Source organism: Streptomyces massasporeus (assembly GCF_014648995.1).
Lineage (GTDB): Bacteria > Actinomycetota > Actinomycetes > Streptomycetales > Streptomycetaceae > Streptomyces > Streptomyces massasporeus.
In genome coordinates, this window is record NZ_BMSE01000029.1 from 1 (window position 1) to 18,102 (window position 18,102).

The 18,102-nt window shown below is 70.0% G+C and carries 19 protein-coding genes; 11 read left to right on the forward strand and 8 right to left on the reverse strand.

Features of this window, described 5'->3' with window-relative positions; translation table 11 throughout:
• Nucleotides 1-20 precede the first annotated feature (20 nt).
• From IE153_RS38015 to IE153_RS42130, 3 genes are all read right to left on the reverse strand, one after another.
• The gene (locus tag IE153_RS38015; RefSeq protein ID WP_189594242.1) at nt 21-1,475 is read right to left on the reverse strand and encodes a hypothetical protein; all 1,455 of its coding nucleotides are present in this window, start codon (nt 1,473-1,475) and stop codon (nt 21-23) included.
• 169 nt (nt 1,476-1,644) lie between these two features.
• Nucleotides 1,645-2,463 (reverse strand): DciA family protein, encoded by an 819-nt coding sequence (locus IE153_RS38020; protein WP_189594243.1) that lies wholly within the window; start codon nt 2,461-2,463, stop codon nt 1,645-1,647.
• Nucleotides 2,463-3,191 (reverse strand): hypothetical protein, encoded by a 729-nt coding sequence (locus IE153_RS42130; protein ID WP_229829362.1) that lies wholly within the window; start codon nt 3,189-3,191, stop codon nt 2,463-2,465. Before IE153_RS42130 ends, IE153_RS38020 begins: the two co-directional genes overlap by 1 nt.
• Before the next feature lie 634 nt (nt 3,192-3,825).
• On the opposite strand from IE153_RS42130, the gene IE153_RS42135 reads away from it, so the two are divergent.
• Nucleotides 3,826-4,119 carry a hypothetical protein gene (locus tag IE153_RS42135; protein ID WP_229829363.1) on the forward strand — a complete coding sequence of 98 codons (294 nt, stop codon included), beginning with the start codon at nt 3,826-3,828 and terminating at the stop codon, nt 4,117-4,119.
• A 1,039-nt stretch (nt 4,120-5,158) separates the two neighbouring features.
• Here the strand turns inward: IE153_RS42135 and IE153_RS42510 are convergent.
• From IE153_RS42510 to IE153_RS38040, 3 genes are all read right to left on the reverse strand, one after another.
• Nucleotides 5,159-5,716, reverse strand: a complete 558-nt coding sequence (locus tag IE153_RS42510; RefSeq protein WP_308432236.1) for a helix-turn-helix transcriptional regulator — start codon at nt 5,714-5,716, stop codon at nt 5,159-5,161.
• Nucleotides 5,717-5,932: 216 nt separating this feature from the next.
• A complete protein-coding gene (locus tag IE153_RS38035) occupies nt 5,933-6,475 on the reverse strand; it encodes a GNAT family N-acetyltransferase (RefSeq protein ID WP_229829364.1) in 543 nt (180 codons plus the stop codon).
• Between the two features lie 8 nt (nt 6,476-6,483).
• Nucleotides 6,484-7,806: an NsdA family TPR-like regulatory protein gene (locus IE153_RS38040; RefSeq protein WP_229829365.1), complete on the reverse strand. Its 1,323-nt coding sequence runs from the start codon at nt 7,804-7,806 to the stop codon at nt 6,484-6,486.
• Between the two features lie 220 nt (nt 7,807-8,026).
• Between IE153_RS38040 and IE153_RS38045 the strand changes: the two genes are divergently transcribed.
• Nucleotides 8,027-8,311, forward strand: a complete 285-nt coding sequence (locus IE153_RS38045) for a hypothetical protein (protein WP_189594245.1) — start codon at nt 8,027-8,029, stop codon at nt 8,309-8,311.
• Between the two features lie 41 nt (nt 8,312-8,352).
• Here IE153_RS38045 and IE153_RS38050 read toward each other — a convergent pair whose 3' ends face one another.
• Both IE153_RS38050 and IE153_RS38055 read right to left on the reverse strand, forming a co-directional pair.
• Entirely contained in the window at nt 8,353-9,609 is a 1,257-nt protein-coding gene (locus tag IE153_RS38050; protein WP_189594246.1) for a helix-turn-helix domain-containing protein, read from the reverse strand.
• Entirely contained in the window at nt 9,606-9,935 is a 330-nt protein-coding gene (locus IE153_RS38055) for a putative quinol monooxygenase (RefSeq protein WP_189594247.1), read from the reverse strand. Before IE153_RS38055 ends, IE153_RS38050 begins: the two co-directional genes overlap by 4 nt.
• 219 nt (nt 9,936-10,154) lie before the next feature.
• On the opposite strand from IE153_RS38055, the gene IE153_RS38060 reads away from it, so the two are divergent.
• The 9 genes from IE153_RS38060 to IE153_RS38100 all read left to right on the forward strand — a co-directional run bounded on the left by IE153_RS38060 (nt 10,155) and on the right by IE153_RS38100 (nt 18,097).
• Nucleotides 10,155-10,556, forward strand: coding sequence for a hypothetical protein (locus IE153_RS38060; protein ID WP_189594248.1), 402 nt, complete (start codon nt 10,155-10,157; stop codon nt 10,554-10,556).
• 709 nt (nt 10,557-11,265) lie between these two features.
• Entirely contained in the window at nt 11,266-11,535 is a 270-nt protein-coding gene (locus tag IE153_RS38065) for a WhiB family transcriptional regulator (protein ID WP_189594249.1), read from the forward strand.
• A 102-nt stretch (nt 11,536-11,637) separates the two neighbouring features.
• Nucleotides 11,638-11,787: a hypothetical protein gene (locus tag IE153_RS38070; protein ID WP_189594313.1), complete on the forward strand. Its 150-nt coding sequence runs from the start codon at nt 11,638-11,640 to the stop codon at nt 11,785-11,787.
• Between the two features lie 206 nt (nt 11,788-11,993).
• Nucleotides 11,994-12,185 carry a DUF5999 family protein gene (locus tag IE153_RS38075; RefSeq protein ID WP_308432240.1) on the forward strand — a complete coding sequence of 64 codons (192 nt, stop codon included), beginning with the start codon at nt 11,994-11,996 and terminating at the stop codon, nt 12,183-12,185.
• A 106-nt stretch (nt 12,186-12,291) separates the two neighbouring features.
• Nucleotides 12,292-12,657, forward strand: a complete 366-nt coding sequence (locus tag IE153_RS38080; RefSeq protein ID WP_229829366.1) for a hypothetical protein — start codon at nt 12,292-12,294, stop codon at nt 12,655-12,657.
• A 59-nt stretch (nt 12,658-12,716) separates the two neighbouring features.
• On the forward strand, nt 12,717-14,897 hold the full coding sequence (locus IE153_RS38085; RefSeq protein WP_189594251.1) for a hypothetical protein: 2,181 nt from the start codon (nt 12,717-12,719) through the stop codon (nt 14,895-14,897).
• Nucleotides 14,898-15,012: 115 nt separating this feature from the next.
• Nucleotides 15,013-15,489, forward strand: coding sequence for a hypothetical protein (locus tag IE153_RS38090; RefSeq protein ID WP_189594252.1), 477 nt, complete (start codon nt 15,013-15,015; stop codon nt 15,487-15,489).
• Nucleotides 15,486-15,791 carry a hypothetical protein gene (locus IE153_RS38095; protein ID WP_189594253.1) on the forward strand — a complete coding sequence of 102 codons (306 nt, stop codon included), beginning with the start codon at nt 15,486-15,488 and terminating at the stop codon, nt 15,789-15,791. Before IE153_RS38090 ends, IE153_RS38095 begins: the two co-directional genes overlap by 4 nt.
• 554 nt (nt 15,792-16,345) lie before the next feature.
• The gene (locus tag IE153_RS38100; RefSeq protein ID WP_189594254.1) at nt 16,346-18,097 is read left to right on the forward strand and encodes an ATP/GTP-binding protein; all 1,752 of its coding nucleotides are present in this window, start codon (nt 16,346-16,348) and stop codon (nt 18,095-18,097) included.
• Nucleotides 18,098-18,102: the final 5 nt, after the last annotated feature.

An 18,102-nucleotide genomic window follows, 5' to 3' on the forward strand; every position in this document is an offset into this window, starting at 1 on the left:
ACCGGAGGTCTTCGCCATGATCAAGCCCTGCGACTGTCAACAACGCTCGTGATCAATACAGCTCGCAGGACTCCGTAGTGGTCTTTCCACACCCACACCGGGACCGTGTCCGCTGCAGGCTTGTTGGCAGCAGTGCTCGGGGCGGTGTCCGGTTTCGACGGTGCGGTGCTCTGGTCTATGGGGTGTATCGGAGCCTCGGGGATAACACTCTTGCGGGCGTTGTCGGAGCGTCGTACCCACTCTTCGACTTCGCGGCGGTGGGACGCGGCGAGGTGCTTGCCTGCCTTGGCGGCGTTCTCGGCGAGGTTCTTCGCGTGGCTGTGCAGCGTCGCCTTCGACAAGTGGCGCCGGCCACGATAGCGAAGGTAATAAAGATCCCGGCGCACCATGTCTGCGGCGACTCGCGCGGCCCAGTCCGGCGTCCGTTGCATGTCGCGTCGTGCCTCTGACGCTTGCCGTGCCCGGGTGTGAGCGGCGATGAGAGAGGCGGCGTCGCCGGCGATGCGGTTCTCGTCGTCGGTGCGCTCGTGCGCTGAAGTCGCGTTGACGCGGGTCAGTAGTTCGCGGGCCTTCTTGACGTGTGCTTCAGCCACGGCCTGGTCCAGACGCTCGAACAGCTGGCGCCGGACGTCGGCTTGTTCCTGAAGCCACAGGTGCGCGTCGTGTACGGCGTCGTCGAGTTCGGCCTGCGTTGCCGCGCTCGCGCCGCTCAGGTCGGCTATGTCGTTGCATACCCGGGTCACGACGACGACGGCGTCGACTTTGCGGGCGTCGGCCAGCCGGCGCAGCAGCACCTGCGCGCGAGTGTCGGCGTTTGGTTGCTTCTTGGGCTTCGTCGTAGGCCAGCGTGATGGTGGGGCGGTGGTACGGGAGCGGATGATGTGCTCCACAGCCGGGGTCGTCAGGCCGTGCTCCGTTATCTGGCAGTCGTCCAGCGTGAACCACTCGGTGTCCCGGGCGAACGCCTCGGTGCCGATGCGGACCCGCCGCGCGGTGCCGTCGCTGTCGAGACGGATCCGGTGCACGTACCAGCGGCGGATCAAGGTGTCGCGGTCGACCGGAACAGTCTGGGCGAGCACGGGCTCGAGACCGGTGTCCCATGCTGGAGGCACTGCGTGGTCCAGGTGTACGCGCAGGGCGCCGCGCGGCCAGCGGATGTCGACGACGGAGCCGAGCGGCGCCCCGGCCGAGCCGGTGTACTCGAAGCTCGCCTGCTCGCCGTGGCCGGCGAGCCAGGCCGCGGCCGCCGACCGCACGTACAGGTGATCCGCGCTGTTCACGCCGCGGGCGCGGCGCCCGCACGCGTGCGGCAGTCCGTCCGGATCCGGGTGATGGGCGAAATGACAGGCGCGGTCCGTGTACAACTTCGTGGTCAACTGACCACCGCAGCCACCGAGCAAAGTCCCGCACCAGAAGGTCTCGCCCTCGTAGCGGTGGCGGAACACGTCCAACTCGATGGCCTCCATCGGCAGCATCAGTGGCTCCTCCGACTCCGCAGTACTCAGCACCGCCGTCTGGATCCGCCGCCTGTCAGCCTGCACAAATGCTCCCGTCGCGTCTCGCCGATCGTGCCAACTCATCGTGTCACTACGGGCGTTCACCAGCCAGAGCGTCGGTCCCGTACGTCCGTCTCCGTTCTGCTGGTCATGCCGTTCCACCCAACGACTGAGGCCCGTTCTTGTGGGGCAGCGTTCCGGCCTTCTCGGCGCGGGCCCGGCGCAGCGCGGCGGCCTCGGTCGCCGCGGCCTGGCGGCGACGCTGAAGGCGAACCTGCTCGATCAGGGCCGGCGCGTCATCCGAGACGACGTCGGGCTCGGGGAACGCGCGCCGGGACAGCTCCCGCATCGCCCTGGTCTGCCGTTCCACCGCCTCTGCGATGGCCGGGTCCACACGGGAGGGCCGGGCCGCCTCCTGGTGCGCGGCGAGCGCACGGTGGTAGCCAGGCGAGGCGGTCTCCCGGGTGCGCACCGGCCCGGCAGACACCCCGACGGGCTGCAGGTTGGCGTCGGCCGGGCCGGACACCGGGACCGTGCCGGGCGCGAGGATCCGCAGGGCGCGGACGACCGTGCGGCCCGCCGACTCGTTGGCGGCCGCGATGATCCGGGTCTGCTCCAGGCGGGCCTTCGTTGCCCAGGCTGACGACTCCGGGCACATGGTCAGCCGACCGGAGTCGGCGTCGTACCCGACCGCGGCGACGTGCCCGGCGAGTTCGGGGGCGATGGCCGCCCACCGATCCCGCAGCATCGCGCCAGCGGCCGGGAGCTCCCAGGCCCGCTCGGTCACCAGGGCGTCGATCGTGGCACCGAGCCCCATCGGCTCGCGCCCGTCGCGACGGGTCACCCGGGTCGTGCGCGGCTTGGGCTGCACCGTGCGGCCGCAGCCGTTCGTCTGCGCAGCCGCCTTGGCAGCGCGCAGTGCGACGCGGGCCAGGTCGACGCCACTGAGCTGCGAGTTCTCGGTCATCAGGCGACCTCCCCGGCCAGCTCCTGGACGCGGTGGACACCGCACACGCTGCGCGACAGCAGGGGCTTCCGCCCGCACGGCACATCTCCGTCCCGGCCCGAGCAGGTCTCCTGCCTGGCCTGGGCGGTCTGCGCGGGCACGGCGGCGGCGGTATCCAGCACGGCGGCCTCCTCCCGGCAGAGCTTGCACAGGCCGTCCTCGAGGGCGGGGCCGATCACGACGATCCGGGCGCCGCAGTCCCCGCAGGACCCGCGCGGCGGACCCTCTACCTCGCGCTGCGCCGGGACCGGGGCCGGAGTGCGGACCGCGTCGTCCAGCACGCAGTCGACGCAGCGGCCGCCCGGGCCGGGACGGGTGCCGTGCTCGGGACACAGGCCCTGCTCGATGCGCTGGGCACGGTGCCGGGCGGCGGCCTTGTCCTGGACGATCTCGGCACACACCTCGCAGTCCTTGCCGGTCGACCACAGCACACCCGCCTCGCAGTCCTGGTAGCCGCAGCCCCAGCGCGGCAGGGCCACACCCAGCAGCCAACGGCCCGGGTCGCGGATCTCCGAGAGCATCACCTTGGCGAACCGGACGGTCAGCCGGTGCTGCAGGCGTTCGGCGTCGGTTCCCTCGCGCAGCTGGCGGCCCACCTCACGCGCGATCTGCCGGACGACGAAGTCGCTGGTCACCCGCTCCAGCAACAGGTGCACCGGCTCCAACACGGCGTAGATGTGCGGGCTCATGGCCAACTGCGGTCCGTCGTACGACGACCGCGCGGACCCCCCGCCCCTGCTGCGCTTTTCCGTTTCCGGCTTCGAGGGGGAGGGCTGGCTGTTTCCACCCGCGCGAAGCGCGAGACCATCGTCGGCTTCCGTACGCGCAGCAGTGTCAGCCGGGTTTTCCACAGCCCCAGCGCCTTCAACTACCGGTACCTCGCCTACGGCGGATGAGAAGAACGCGCCCTCGTCATCCGGTGAGTCAGACCTAGGTGATTCCTCATTCGCGAGGGATCCCTCACCCACCGGCGAACCCGATCCCTCACCAACTTGGGAACTGACTGTCTCCTGAGAACCATTGGTCACAGCCGCCTCAGCAGCCACGGCGACCGCCGCGCAGACGCCGTCCGGACGGGCCTCGGGAGCGATGTCGTGCGCGATGTAGTGGTGACGCCCCTGCGCCCCCGCACGCCGCTGCACCGTCACCCAGCGCGCCGCCTCCACCTCGTCCACCACCGCCGACGCCGCCGTCACCGAGATCGACTGACCGGCCTTGTCGCCCGAGTGATGCCGTAGGCCGGCCGCCAGCTCCGCCTCCGTCAGCGCGATTCCCCGAGCCTGCGCGTACGCGATCAGCGCGAACGCACGCAGCTGCCGGGGCGTGAGGTCCTCCGAGGCCGCCACCGGCAGCCACACGAACGCCTCCGCACGAGTCATCGCTCGCACCGTCCGCACCGCCGACGTGCCCGTGCCACCCGGCATCGTCCGACGATCCGAGAACAGCTCCACCACGCCGTCCGGACCCGGACGGCGCAGCTGCGTCATCCCCCGCTCCACTGACGCCACCGACAGCCCCAGATACGAGGCGATCGTCGTGGACTTCGCCTGGCACCCCTCCGGCCGCAGCCCCAGCGCCTTCACCTTCACGTACACCGACAACGCCACGTCCTGGTAGTGCGGCGAGGACACCAGACGTATCGGCACCCGCACCCGCTGCCGCCGAACCGGCGCCCTCTCGTCCATGGCAGCGGCCGACGCCGCCACGGCGCTCATCGGCCCACCGCCCCGACCGGAGCGATGGACACAGCAAGGGCCGAACATCCCAACATCGCCTGTGCCGCCATCGGGCCGGTGTACACGCCAAAGCGGACACCCCCCTCAGCAAGCAGAACTCGCGTTTCCTGATCCACCCGCCGACCCTGCACCGAACAGCCTGTGGACAGATTCCGCTCAGCCCCGATCACCCCCCGCGCTCCCGCACCGCGGGCAACAATCTTGGAACCCGTCCCGCCACACGGGACGCCAACCTCCCGGACGCCGCCGTCGACGGAGTTGTCGACGACCTCCGAGAGCGGGTGCATGAGCCGGACGGCAGACGCCGCGATCACGCTCATCAATCCCGCCCCGAAAGCGCTGCTCTTGTGGCTTCCTACCGGAAATCCAACTTCCGGTACGAACCGCGTAAAGAGGGATGACTCGGGCGACGATCCCGTCACACAAGAAGCCCGCCATGCCTGAACCGGCATGAAACGGACAGGGTCAGGCTGACAGGGGACACCACTCTCGGGCACTATGAGAACGGCCTACCTTCCATATAGCTGGACGACCGAGCCCCTCCGGGCTGGACGGCCAGATGTGCGGATGGGTTGGGATCGCCCCCTTCGTGAGAAGCGGGCGGACACCAACTGGGTGGGGGGAGATTTCTCCTCTCTCTTGGTTTCTGGTGATCGCGAAGCCCCTGTGGTGGGAGCCCGCGATGACGCCAGCGGTGCTGATCTGCGGCTGTGGTGGCCGTGGTGAGCGGCCGGGTGGGTTGTAGTGGCCCTGATGAGGGGCCGATGGAGAGATGTGCGGCTCGATGAGCCGCGGCTCAGGACCGGTGACAGCCGGGACCTGAGCGGCCGACGCGGGTGGTTAATCCGGTCGGTAGACGGGCCGCGCGAGGCCAGCGGGTGGTAAGTCCGCTCCTTGGCGCGCGCGGCCGATGACCTAGGTCATCCCGACCCCCTTGATTCCGAGGCCGGCGTCGGCATGCCCGCATCCGGCTCCGCAGCTTCCGGGAATCGCTCTGCGAGCCGCTTGAGCAGGTGCATGTAGACCGCGCGGTGCGGACGACGCGGATGGGTCTGCCCCAACTCCCAACGAGCCACGGCGAGGCGCTTCACGCCCACAGCATCCGCAACCTCCTGCTGGGTAAGGCCCGCAGCGAGGCGCAGCTGCTGCCGCACACGCGGCGGCGGACCACATGCTGACGCTGGCACCGAGGTCCTGCGGCGGCCGGGCCTGCTTCGGATCCAGGAGGCGCACCTGGACCATCCGCGCCGGGCAACCGAGGCACGGCGCCTCGAAGACGGAGACGTAACGGCCGTCGAAGGTGACGGCTTCGGAAATCTGCCGGGGAGTTCCCGCACCGGCGTGCGCGCACGTATCGGGATCCTTCTCAGCCCAGCCGTGTCGGCCGGGGTGGCCAGGGAAGAGCCCGCACGGCTGCGCCTTGATTTCATCCTGCGGGTTCCAATCGACCGGGCAGCTGTCCAGCGTGACGAGTTCATGTACGTCGTCGTCCCAGCGCACCCACCAGTTGTCCCCTTCAAAGAAGGACTCGACTTCGCTGTGGTGCGGCACCCCCGTGTGCCCGTTCGACAACTCGCACCACTGAAGGGCGGTGAAGCCGTCGACGGGGCTTTGAGGATCGGCACGCTTTAGCACCTCGACCTGGTCCTCAGTGAGCTTCGTCCTGCCGGCGCAGTGCACGAACCGTGTCGCCATCACCAGCTCCACTCGTGGGCGAGTGCGGAGAACAACACGCTGTCGCGCCACTGCCCGTTGGTGAAGACGTGGTCCCGCAGCGTGCCTTCGCGAGTGAAACCGAGCTGCTGCGCGATGGCGATCGAGGCGGTGTTGTCCGGGCCGATCGCTGCGGTGATCCGGTGGAGACCGAGCTCCTTGAACGCGTACGTGACCAGAGTGCGGGCCGCGTCCGTGGCGTAGCCGCGGCCCCACTCCTTCGCTGCGATGGCGTAGCCCAGCTTCCCGGCCTGGACGCCGCTGAGCCCAATCCGGGCGAATCCGATCACGTGGTCGTCGTCGCGCTTGGTCACCCCGAGGTAGAACTCGGTCCGCGGTTCCTGCCGAGCGCGCTCGAGCGTGCCCTCGATCATGGCGACGGCCTGGTCACGGTCACGGCTGTCGAAGCTGAGCCACGTCGTGACTTTGTCGTCACCGATGATCCCCAGGACGTCGTCGACGTCCTGCATGGAGAACTCCCGCAGCACGACGGTGCTGCCGGTGACGCGGATCGGAAATGGCAACGGGACTCCTAACGAGGCAGGGACTTCAGGGGCGTACGGGTGAAGATCTCGATCTGCTCCTGCAGTTCGGCGCCAGCGTCGGCGAGTGGCGAGTCCCGCAGCGCGCGGTGCACCCGATGCGTGCAGTTGATGATTCCGTTGATGCGCTGTTCGGGATCGAGCCCGAGGACCGGTGCAACGGCCTCTTCTGCGCCTTCCAGCTCGCCAGCCTGGATGCGCGCAATGGCCAAGGCGCTGTGGGAGCCGGCCTGGTCGCCGAAGGCCCACTCCGGAGACGAGTTGTCCGCGTAGGCCGCAACGGCCCGCGTGGCATAGTCGCCTGCGGCTTCAGCCTGCGACGGCAACCACGACAGGGCTTCGGCCGCGTAGTAGATCTGCCGTGCGCGGCCGAAGCTGCACAGGCCCCCCAGCTCGTCGACCTCGTCCTCCTGGACGAGGTCCCACGCGTTCTCGGCTCGTTCGATGGCGGCCCGCGCCGCGTTCGCGTTACCGAGGGCTGCCCAGGCGCGGGCCTCGTTCATCGGCAGCCACACACTGGAGGTGTTGGTCGCAGCGAACTCGGCGCCGGACTGGGCGTACTTGACGGACTCGCGCGTGCGGCCAGCCCAGTACGAGACCAGGGACTGGATGCCACGGATCCACGCGCGCAGGCCGTTGTGGTCGGAGTTGTCCGCGCAGACGAACGCCGTCCGCGCCTGGGTCAGGGCCGCGTGCGGGTCGGCGAGGTCGTGCGAGGCCTTCGCGAGCAGCCCCCCGGTGACCCCGGCGAGGAAGTACAGCTGGCGCGCCTGAGAGGGGCGGCGCTGCTGTTCCAGCAGGGTGAAGACCGTGTCCTGCGTCGTGATCAGGTCGGGCAGCAGCTCCGACAGCGGCAGCTGCGGGTAATCCGTCGACAGACGCTGAACGTCCGCGTGTACCTGTTCCATGACGTCGGACGTCAGCTCCGTCTGACCTGCTGCAAGGGCGAAACTCTTAGCGCGTCGTGCTGCCATTTCAATCATCTCCCGGTCCGCAGTCGGCTGCCCTGTGGCCAGGACCAGCCCCGTGGATTCGTCCACCGCCGGTAAGGCTTCGCCGCCCCAAGGAGCGAGAAGCGCATCGAGCGGCTTGCCGAACATCTGTTGCAGAACACGGCGCATGACTGGAGTGGTGCTGGCCCGCTCTCCACTGGCCAGCCGCCGCAGGTGCCGAGTGCTGAGGGTGACGTCTTCACCCAGCTCTCCGGCGAGACGCCCGAAGTCACGGACGATCTCTTCATACGTGCGCGGCTGCTGGCGCAGCAGGAACTCCAGCGTGGTGCGTGGATCCCCCTTGCGTGCGTTGCCGGCCACCGGTCCTCCCGAGTCACGAATACGTGCTCTGCAGCGCCAGTGTCGTGCTGCGACGACGGCTAGTCAGCAGAGTAAGAGCCCTTGTCCGGCTGCGGTCCTCTTCATGTCCCGGACTGGTCCGGTACGGGGCCGCCGCCGGACCTCGTTTGGTCATGCTCCCCCATCAGACGGTTGTGATCAGCAAATTCATGCGATCCAGCGGCGAGTTGAGGGGGGCACCATGACCGACAACCGGCACCTGGTGACCGACGCGCACGGCCGCTCCACTGACCTCACATCCAACATCCCCGTCACAGGCTGCCGTTGCGGTGGGCGCGCACCGCTGCCGAAGACCCGGCACTGGGTCCGAGCCGCTGTAGCCATCACGGCGATCCTGACCGTTGGCCTGGTCGTCTCGGTCCTGCTCCTGATAGTCCGCGACATTCTCGTGGCGGTGGCTGGAAGCAGCGTCACTGGCTTCCTCCTCAAGGTCCTGTTTGCGTCGTCCGACAGGCGCGACCGGTGAGCGCCGCGGGTGGGGTAGAGCTGCTGGAGCTCGGAGCTGAGCTAGTCCAAGGCATCAGCCCGGTCGGCGAGCTCCAGCAGCTCTCGCGAAGCATTCGGCCCAGCAACCAGCACCAGCTCGCGGATTGCCGCTCGGGCAGCTTGGTGCGTCTGGATGATCTCCGGCGCGATGGCTTCCGCGCGCAGCAGGCAGTCGAGCGCCTCTCCCCCGTGACGCCTCTGCGCGTGGGCGCGCCCCAGATCCATCAAGAGCCGGCCTTGCCGCTCGGGCGAGAGCTCAGCGGCGTCGATGGTGAGACCGATGTCCAGCGCCTCGCCAGCATCTCCCAGGTCCACGGCAGTGCTGACCGCCTGAATCTCGACGTTGACCGGACCGAATTCCAGGTTGAAGTCGTTGCGGTTCTCACCGAGCTGCGCGGCGATGGCACGGGCCTTGGCGATCTCCTCCTTGGCTTCCGTTCGCGCACTGGCACGGGCGCGGACGAGAGCCAGGGCCAAGTGGAGGGAGCCGAGGACGGACAGCGACTCCGGCGACTGGCTGGCCTGACTGCCGAGCGCGCTGATCGCGGTCTGCGCAGCGTGTTCGGCCTGTCCGAGGCTGCGGAGTCGTACGAACGCTTGCACCATGCGGAACACGCTGGTGCAGACGTGCAGAGGATCGCCGGATCGCTCGGCTGCGAAGACCGCGCGGTCGGCGGCCACCCAGGCGGCATCCGCCTCGTCCTGTCGAACGAACGCCGCGGACAGGGCCTGGTAGGCCCGGGACAGCAGCAGGTAAAGCTCCGCCTGGTGCTCGCTGGGGGCTGTTCGAGCTGCGCGCTCCAGCTCTGGGAGCAGCTGCACCGCAAGGGTGCTGACCTGCGCGAGCTGACCGGCGTGTGTCAGGTCCCAGAGGTCATCGACGTCGCTCCGCAGCGGCTCGAGGCCGCGCGTCGTCCCGGAGTCTTCATGGCCGGCGCCCAGCAGAGTCTGAAGCGCCGGGTGGCCGGACAGCAGTCGGCGGGTCTCGTCCAGATCGTTGGAGAGCGACTGAGGGGTGGGTGCCTGTGATGGCCCGTCTGCCGGAACGCTGGGACGCAACTGCTGGACGGACACGCCCAGTTCGTCCGCGATCTGCTGGAGCAGGTCCATGCGCTGGACGGGCTGCACACCCCGTTCGACCTGGGAAAGCCAGCTGCTGGTCTTGCCGAGGGCTGCCGCGAACTCGGCTTGTGTGCGCCGCCGCTCCTTCCGGAATCTCTGGACGCGCTGCCCGAAGGCACGATCCTGCGGATCGACGTCCTTGCCGGTCGGCTTCACGACTGCTCCGTTCCGGGGCGCTTGCTCAGGTCCTCCAGCTCGTTGAGGAACGTCACCTCGACGTTGCTCAGGAGCGACTCGCGGGCCGCGAGGAAGCGCTGAGTGTGGGCCTGGTCCTCGTGCGCCTGGAACGCGCCGCGGTCGGCGTACAGCTCGTAGAAGACCCGGACCAGGGGCTCGTCCACCGGGGTGTGCACGGCGTAGACGAGCGTGCCGGCCTCGGTGCGAATGCCCTCGATGGTCTGGGCGACCAGGTCGTCGAACTCCAGGGCTGCCGAGGTGTCTCGCAGGGTGAAGCGCACCACCAGTGCGTATCCGCTGGCCACGAAGTCTTCCTCTCCACGTCGCGTAAGCATGCACACATTCTCACACCTAAAGCCGTGGTGCTAGTTAACAGTCAAAGTGTTGACTCGCACTCGCAGTGCTACTACTGTCCAAGATGTTCCACCCCGCAAGGGATGGACCGCCAGAAGGCGCTTATTTGGCCTGCCCGGATGCACCTGACCCGCCTCTGCGCGGGCTCCTACCGAAGGGAGCTCCACCCCATGAACCTCACCAGCCGCCCCGTTGCCAGCTTCGCCACCGAGGACTTCGACGTTGAGACCCAGGAGTTGCTGGCAGCGATCGAGGTGGAGCTGCCGGATTTCGGCGACGTCGACCTGGACGTCGCGTTCGGTACGCCGCTGGAGCTGCACGAGTTCGTCACCCCGTGCGAGCTGGCCCGCTGGGACGCCGCCTCCAGCCTGAAGAAGGGCCGGAAGGCCGCGCAGGACAAGGTCGCCCACGACTTCGCGGCGCGCAGGGCGGCTGCCGAGGACATCCTCGCGACGGACCCCTCGATCACCGAGCTGGTCCGTGAGCGCCTGGTCGACGCGCTCATCCCCTACGCCGCGCAGCTGCGCATCACGAGGCCGGCCGCCGCGGCGCCTCTGCCGCTCGCGGCCTGACCTTCCCCGCACCACCTCCGGGTCTTCGGACCCGGCTCCCCCACCCGGAACCGCCCCCGCGGGCGGCGCCGGATGAGGGAGCCGGACACGGTCCCCGCCAGCACAGACGCCCTGGGGCGAAGCCCTCCACCTCGGTGGGGGTGGGTCCCCCCGCCCTCCACCTGAGAGGGCGGATCCCAGGAGTGGCCGTTCTTTCTCAACTCCACAGCGACCATCCGGCGCTACGACTAGCCGGCACTCCCGAGCAAGAGACCTGCGGAGGGGTGTCACCAGGTGAGTCCTCTGGTTGAACCGGCCCAGTCCGCAGGGGATGCGGACCGCCAGCCCGCAGGCGAGATGCGGGACAGGCAACAGCGACAAGCCAGCCCTGCCGCGCAGACAGCTTCCGAAGCACCTTTTCCCTTGCCGCCCTCGGGCGGACAAGCGATCCGAACGCGCGGTGAGAAAGGGCGAAGATCGCGGGCCCCGTTGGAAGTACGACGACCGGTTCGAGTCCGGTCCGGGGCACTGCGGCCCACGCGCCGCTCGGACCTGGGCATTCGCCCTCGTCCGAAACGACGACAACCCCCACGGGATGAGGCCCCAGGGGGTTGTCCGGGACCTGTATGGAGGCCCTGTTGAACCCCTTCAGCGTCGCACAGAACGACGACACCACCGACCCGATCATCGAAGAGGCCCTGCGCCGGGCCCGCGCCGGGAAGTGACCGCGATGGACTGGCGCCATCGGGCGTCGTGCCGCGAAGTGGACCCGGAGCTGTTCTTCCCCATCGGCAACACCGGCCCGGCGCTCCTGCAGATCGAGGAGGCCAAGGCCGTCTGCCGCAACCGCTGCCCGGTCATGGAGCAGTGCCTGCAGTGGGCATTGGAGTCCGGTCAGGACGACGGCGTTTGGGGCGGACTGTCCGAGGACGAGCGGCGCGCGATGAAGCGTCGCGCCGCCCGGAGCCGGCTCCAGGCGAGGAAGGCGGCGACGGCATGACGGACGCCGACCAGAAGCGCCTGGAGGAAGCGGTCCGCCGGACCAACGACAACCACGCCTTCGGCCGCCGCGCCCATGGCTGAGTCCTTGTACGACCGATACATGAAGGCCGCGGCCGCCAACCGCGCGCACGGCGAGACCTGCACCGGGTGCTCACCGGACGCGCGATGCGGCACCGGCCAGCGGCTGTCCGAGTCGTTCGAACAGCTCCAGGACGCCTACCTCGCTCAGCAGAAGAAGACGCGAGGCTGACCCGCAGCGCGGGACGGAACTTCAACTTCGCGCCCGCACCACGCTATTCGACCAGGCCGGTCGCCCGCACAACGGGCGGCCGGCCTTTCGCACGCCTCCGACCCGGGAAAGTCCCGGGCCCCGCTTCCCCGCCAGGAGAGCTCATGCAGCGCAGCACCCATCTCGACACCGCGACCGCCACCGGCACCACCCGGCTGCCGGACTCGCTGTGCACGCACACCCCGAAGTGTCCGGCCGCCGACAGCCCGGACCGCGAGGCCGCGCACGTCGTGGCCAGCCACCCGGAACAGGGCTGGAGCTTGCTGTGCAACGGGACCGTGCTCTTCGAGGACACCGGCGAGCTGCTCCCTGACGGCCAGGTCATCGCCCCGCACCGGCCGCTCGCGGTCGTGGCCTGACGGCTGCCTGATCCGCCCGACCCGACCGCCTACCACCGTGGCGGCCGGGTCGGGCGGTGACTGGGAGCCGGACAGCCCGGACCATGTGAGCTGCCAAGGAGTTGCCGTGCGCGACAGCGCCCAGAGCACCACCCCCGCGATCAAGTTCCAGCGGGGCCAGTTCGTCCTGTACCGCGACCCGGAGAAGTTCTGGACCGGGCAGACCGGTCACACCTTCGTCTGCCGCATCGACCGGGTCTGCCTGGACAACACCTACGACCTGACACCGCTGCCCAACGGCCGCCCGATCTACTACGCGAACCCGGACTACATGCGGCTGCTGCCCGCCGTCGACGCGATGCGCGACATCGACACCGCGCCGCTGAACACGGACGGCGCTGCCGACGACATGACCGCGGCCGCCCTCGCCTGGCTCACCCAGCAGCACGCGACCGCCAACCAGCGGCCGGAGCTGCCCGCCCAGCACGACTGACCGAACCACCCCTGAACCGCCGCCCCGACCGGGGCGGCAACGACCCGGAAGGAGGCGGCGTGGCCGCCACTCGAACCCGTAAGAGGCCCACCGCCCGCAAGAAGCCGGCGGCCCGTCCGGCTCCGCAGCCCACCGCCTCCCCCACTCCCGCCGCGTCCCCGGCCCCGGCCGAAAGGACGGACACGGGCCTGGACCTGGAGGCACTGGCCCGCGTCGCGGACGCCCGGGACCGGGCCGCCGACATCATCGACACCGCGCGCGAGCAGGCCGCCGCCCTCCAGGCAGAAGCCGAGGGCCAGGCGGCGCGCACCGTCGCCGACACCCACGAGCAGGTCACCGCGCTGCTGACCGAGGCGCAGACCCGCGCCGCGGGCATCACCGCCGACGCCGACCAGGAGGCCACCGCCCAGCGCGCGGCGGCCAAGGACGACCTGGAGGCGGCGCGCGGCGAGGCCGACCGGCTCCTGGCTCAGGCCCGCGACCGTGCCGAGACCCTGGTGAAGGAGGCCCGCGCACAGGTCACCGACCTGACCGAGCTGGCGGCGACCGACCGCGCGGCCACGGCCACGGCGGTTGCCGAGCTGCGGCGCCTCGCAGAGGCCGACCTCACCGAGATCAGCGCCCTGGTCGACCAGCGCCGCACCGAGGCCGGCCAGATCCTCGCCCGCGCCCAGGAGCAGGCCGACGAACTGGTGGCCACGGCGCAGCGCGAGGTCGACCAGGCCCGCGAGCGGTTCGCCAAGCTCGCGGAGACGGCCGCCGGCCAGTACGACGCCCGGCGCGCGGAGGCGGAAGCGCTGTACGCGGACGCGGTCAAGGCCGCCGACGACCGGCGCCGCGAGGCCGACGCCCACGTCGCCGCCGCGCACACCGAGGCGGAGCAGGCCCGCACCGAGCTGCGCGAGCAGCTGCGCAAGCTGACCGACCAGTTCGACGCGGAGGCCGCCACCAAACGCAAGGCCCTCGCCGACGAACTCGCCGGGCTCAAGACGGCCTGCGACAAGCAGCGCGAGCGGCTGAGGGAGGAAGCCAAGACCGTCGCGCAGCAGCTGCGGGAGGCCGCCCAGAAGGAGGCCGACCGCATCACCGAGGAGGCGCAGCGCAAGGCCAAGGGCATCACCGAGCGCGCCCAGGCCGACGAGGCCCGCGCCCGCCGGATGCTCGATGAGGCCCGCGAGGCAAAGAAGGCCAACTCCCGCTTCCGCGGCTGGCACCAGAACCTCAGCCGCAAGGCGTGGAAGACCGCCCCGTGGATCGCGCTCGCGGCCGGAGTTGGCCTCGCCGCCTCCGGCGAGTACGAGCTGGCCCGCATGGTCGGCATCAACGAGTACGTCGCCCCGCTGCTGCCCGTCAGCATCGACGTCTACTGCGTCACCGCGTTCCGCGCCAAGCGGGACATCCCGGCGGCGCTCGCACTGATGGCGTCGGCGAACGTCACCTACCACCTGGCGGAGCAGGCCCACCTCGTAAAGGAAGGCCAGTCGGCTCCCTGGCAGCTGACGACGTTCGTCGTGCTGATCTTCGTGGCCGTCATCTGGCGCGTCCACGCGCTCATGCACGACGACGCCGGTACGCACGGACACGGTGGTACGGACACGGCGACCGCGACGGACGGACGTACCAGTACGGCCGCCCGGACGGCCGCTCGCACGGACGGCTCGACTGGTACGCAGCACGCCCGTACAAGCCCCTCCGGTACGGACTCGTACGGCGCGGCAGCCAGTACGCCGCCCGCTCGTACGGCCCACGGCACGGCTCGTACGGAGCCAGTACACGGCACCTCGCACGCCGCAGCCCCGGCGGCGGCGAATGTGGGCGTGACCAGCGCGTACAGCGACCGTACGAGCGGCGTACAGGCCGCTGCGGACGGGGCGGCGCGTACTAGTACGGAGCACACCGGCCGTACGGGTACAGCGACCTACGCGAGCGAGACCCGTACTAGTACGGTCACCGCCCGCGCGGCTGCCGTAGACGGCGTTCCGGCAGCCCGTACCAGTACGGCCGGGGCCCGCTCGCGTACCAACGCGACGGCCACCACCGGGCGTACCGGTACGGCAACTCCCGCCCGTACAGACGAGGAGCTGCTCCCCGCCGTACAGGCTCTGCCGCGCGAGACGGACGGCTTCGTCAACATCAGCCGCGTCCGGACCGAGCTCAGCGTCAACCAGCCCCGCGCGATCCGGCTGCTGAAGGAGGCCGGCCTGCTGCGTCCCGAGGACGCGGACAAGTACCTGACCTGATCCACCGTCCGGCACACACCAGTGAGGGCCAGCCCATCGGAAGTGGGCTGGCCCTCGCTGCGACTGCCGGAAGCAGTCGACAGCCCCACCAGTACACCAGGAGGGAATCCCCGCCGTGAACAGCAACAACGACCCGAACTACTCCCCTCTGCGCGACGTGGCGCAGAGCCCGGAGGCAACCGCCCGGTACCTGGCCGACGTTCAGCGGGTCCTGCTGGACATCGGCAAGAACCTGGAGACCCTCGCGCACGAGACCCGCGTGCACCTGCGCGACACGCACGTGGAGGGCGACCGCTGGTACCACGCCAGGCTGCGCGCGATGCCCGTCGAAAAGGCCCTCGGGAACGTGCTCAAGAACCTGAACAACCTCACCGAGGGCCTGGAAAAGAGCGCCTATAAGCGCCGCGCTCACGACGAGGCCGTGATGAATACGGCAGAGGAAAGGAAGGAAAAGGAGCTGGAAAGGCAGCGTAAGAAGAACCCGCAGCCGCTCCAGGCCGCACCGAATCCGTCGCAGCAGGGTGCACAGAGCCAGAATCTCGGCTATGGTGGTCCCACGTCGATTTACGACATGGGTCGGGAGTCGGCGTGAACCGCCCCCTCAGCAGCGCCGAACGCTCCGCACGGCGGCGCCAGAACTGGCTGAAGGAAGAGGCGAAGAAAGCCCGCGAATCTCGCGGCGAGGCAGGGCAGATGGAATTCTGGCTCCGCCTGGCACGATCCCGAATGGCCAAGGACGTCAAAGCCGGTCGCGGCGACGTCTACTCCGGATTCGCGCTGATCTGCCGCCTGTTCATCACGGCGCTGGACCAGCGCGTGGAGGGCAACGGACGGATCTGGAACGACCTGCTGCAGTACGCGCAGCAGGTCGTGGCGAAGCACCCCCCCGCGTGACTGAACGTCACCAGTGAAGGTCCCGCCGGGCTCCGGCGGGGCCTCGCGCGCGTAAAGCGTGCACACGTGCACGTGCACACGCGTGCACACAAGACCCCACGCTCTGTCAAGTCCCAGGAGGGAGGCGCACCGTGTCCGATGAGGATGGCACCGGGACCTTGGTCCAAGGCCCCTGGAGCGGTGATTCCACGTACGTGCCACCGCCGATCCCGGATTACGGCGACACCATTCCGCCGCCGGAAGACATTCCCCCGGCGCCCCCGGAATCGCCGGAAGAAACGACAATGGAACTGCCGACGATTCCGGCTGCCCCGGACCCGTCGACGGCCCTGCGTTCCGAAGGAATTGCGGCACCGGAAATCAGTGAAGATGATGACGAATACGAGGAAGGCGAATACGAACAGCCTCGTTCTCTCGCTGACCGTCTCGGCGACTGGCTGGAATTCCGACTGGAAAGGGCGCGGGTGCTGCATGAGGGCGAAGCGCCTTTCCGTGAGGCCGAAATAGCGCGGAAGGCTGCGCTGCTGGAGGGCCGCACCGCGCAGGAAGTCGCGATGATGGAGCAGAACGGAAAACTCCACGCCGCGATGATGAAAGCGAAGGGCGACAAGGCGGCGGCGCGCGGAAAAGCGGATGCCGGCCGCGTGAAGTCGTCCGCTTCCGGACTGGGGTCGGACAAGGGCCGTTCGAAAGCCGGCGGCGGGGGCGGGTCCTCGCGTGGCGGGGGCGGCAGCGGGCCGTCCCGCACCAACTCCGGCTCGGGGCCGAACCGGTCCGGGGCATCGCGCGGCTCCAACTCCGGCGGCCCCGGCGGTCGTTCCGGCTCTGGATCGACCGGGGGCGGCAAGGGCGGCGCGAAGGGCTCTCAGACGGGCTCTGGCGGCCGTGCAGCAGGTTCCGGGCGCAACGGTTCGTCCGGAGGAGCGAAAGGCTCTCAGACGGGCTCTGGCAGCTCCGGCCGGGGCGGCAACTCGAAGGGCGACGGCAATGGCCCGACGTCCAGCGCCCGTGCCGAGCGGGCCCGCGGCCGCCAGGAGCGGGCCGGGGTCCGGCAGGCCGGGCGGCAGGAGCGGCGCAGTGCCGGGCACGCCGCCGGCGTCGCGGACCGCTCCAAGGACCGCGACCAGGCCCGCGCCCAGCGGCAGCAGGCGTGGGAGGACCGCCGGGCCAAGAAGGCGGAGCGGGCGGAGGCACGGAAGGCGAAGCGGGAAGCCGCGGCGTCGGCCGCATCGGGCCGCACCACGTTGGGCCAGGCCGTCGCCGAGGAAGCCCAGCGCCGCTTCGACAAGCGCCGCGCCGACGCGGAGGCCGCCAAGGACGCGAAGGCCAGCACCGAGAAGGTGAGCCTGACTAAGGACAAGGACTCCAAGGGCAAGGGCACCGAAGGCAAGGACGAGAAGGCCGCCAAGGACGGCCCCGTCGGGGCCTCCAGCGCCGCGAAGGACGGCAAGGCGGGCGATGAGCCGGGCAAGGAGTCCACGGCCGGTGACGGGGCGTCTGACGGCTCGAAGAAGCGTCGTCGGTTCCGGCGCCGGCGCACCGGCGGCACGGGCCGGGCCGGACGGCGTGGACGTACTCGCCGCACCGGCCGGACCGGGCGGGCGGGGCGAGGTCGTACGGGTCGGGCCGGTCGGCGCGGCCGTCCGGCGGACAGCCCGTTCGGCGAGGAGGACTCCACCCCGACGGTGGAGTGGCCCGAGCACGAAACCCGCCCGCCCAAGCGCACCGCGAAGGGCGAGGACGACATCGTCGACGCGGACATCGTCCCCGACGCGCCCGCGGCCGTGACCACCGGCGTGAAGGGGCTGCCGCCCGCGCCGGAGAAGCACACCGCACGGCCTGGCACCAGCCGACCCACCAGCACCGAAGGGAGCAGCGTGAGCAGCTCGGAGGTCAGCAGGCCGTCCGGCGCGGGCGGCCTCGCCGCCCAGCACCGCACGGATGTCACGTTCGACCAGTACCTGATGGAGATGGCGAACATCGCCATCAAGGCCGCCTCCGACCAGGAGCGTGCCGAGGCCCTGATGGAGGCCCTCGGAAAGGTCGCCGACGCCCTGCGGGACATGGCCGCCGACCTGGTCGGCGACCACAACGTCGACACCGCCGTCACCGACTTGATCGCCGACCTGGCCGACTCCGCGACCACCATGAAGGCGCAGGCCCAGCGGTGTGCCGAGCAGTGCGACATCGCCAAGGAGGCCGCCAAGCTCGCCGCCCGGATGGTCGCCCGGATCTACGGCGAGGACATGGCCGCCAAGGAAGACGCCGGTCTCAAGCACGCGTCGGCCGCCGCCCACCACGACTGAGCACG

Bases quoted from the DNA above. Each gene is read 5' to 3' on its own strand.
- IE153_RS38100 (WP_189594254.1), top strand. From the start codon at position 16,346: ATGATGGAGCAGAACGGAAAACTCCACGCCGCGATGATGAAAGCGAAG.
- IE153_RS38060 (WP_189594248.1), top strand. From the start codon at position 10,155: ATGAACCTCACCAGCCGCCCCGTTGCCAGCTTCGCCACCGAGGACTTC.
- IE153_RS42510 (WP_308432236.1), bottom strand. From the start codon at position 5,716: ATGAACTCGTCACGCTGGACAGCTGCCCGGTCGATTGGAACCCGCAGG.
- IE153_RS38045 (WP_189594245.1), top strand. From the start codon at position 8,027: ATGACCGACAACCGGCACCTGGTGACCGACGCGCACGGCCGCTCCACT.
- IE153_RS38020 (WP_189594243.1), bottom strand. From the start codon at position 2,463: ATGACCGAGAACTCGCAGCTCAGTGGCGTCGACCTGGCCCGCGTCGCA.
- IE153_RS38065 (WP_189594249.1), top strand. From the start codon at position 11,266: ATGGACTGGCGCCATCGGGCGTCGTGCCGCGAAGTGGACCCGGAGCTG.
- IE153_RS42130 (WP_229829362.1), bottom strand. From the start codon at position 3,191: ATGAGCCCGCACATCTACGCCGTGTTGGAGCCGGTGCACCTGTTGCTG.
- IE153_RS38015 (WP_189594242.1), bottom strand. From the start codon at position 1,475: ATGCTGCCGATGGAGGCCATCGAGTTGGACGTGTTCCGCCACCGCTAC.
- IE153_RS38070 (WP_189594313.1), top strand. From the start codon at position 11,638: ATGAAGGCCGCGGCCGCCAACCGCGCGCACGGCGAGACCTGCACCGGG.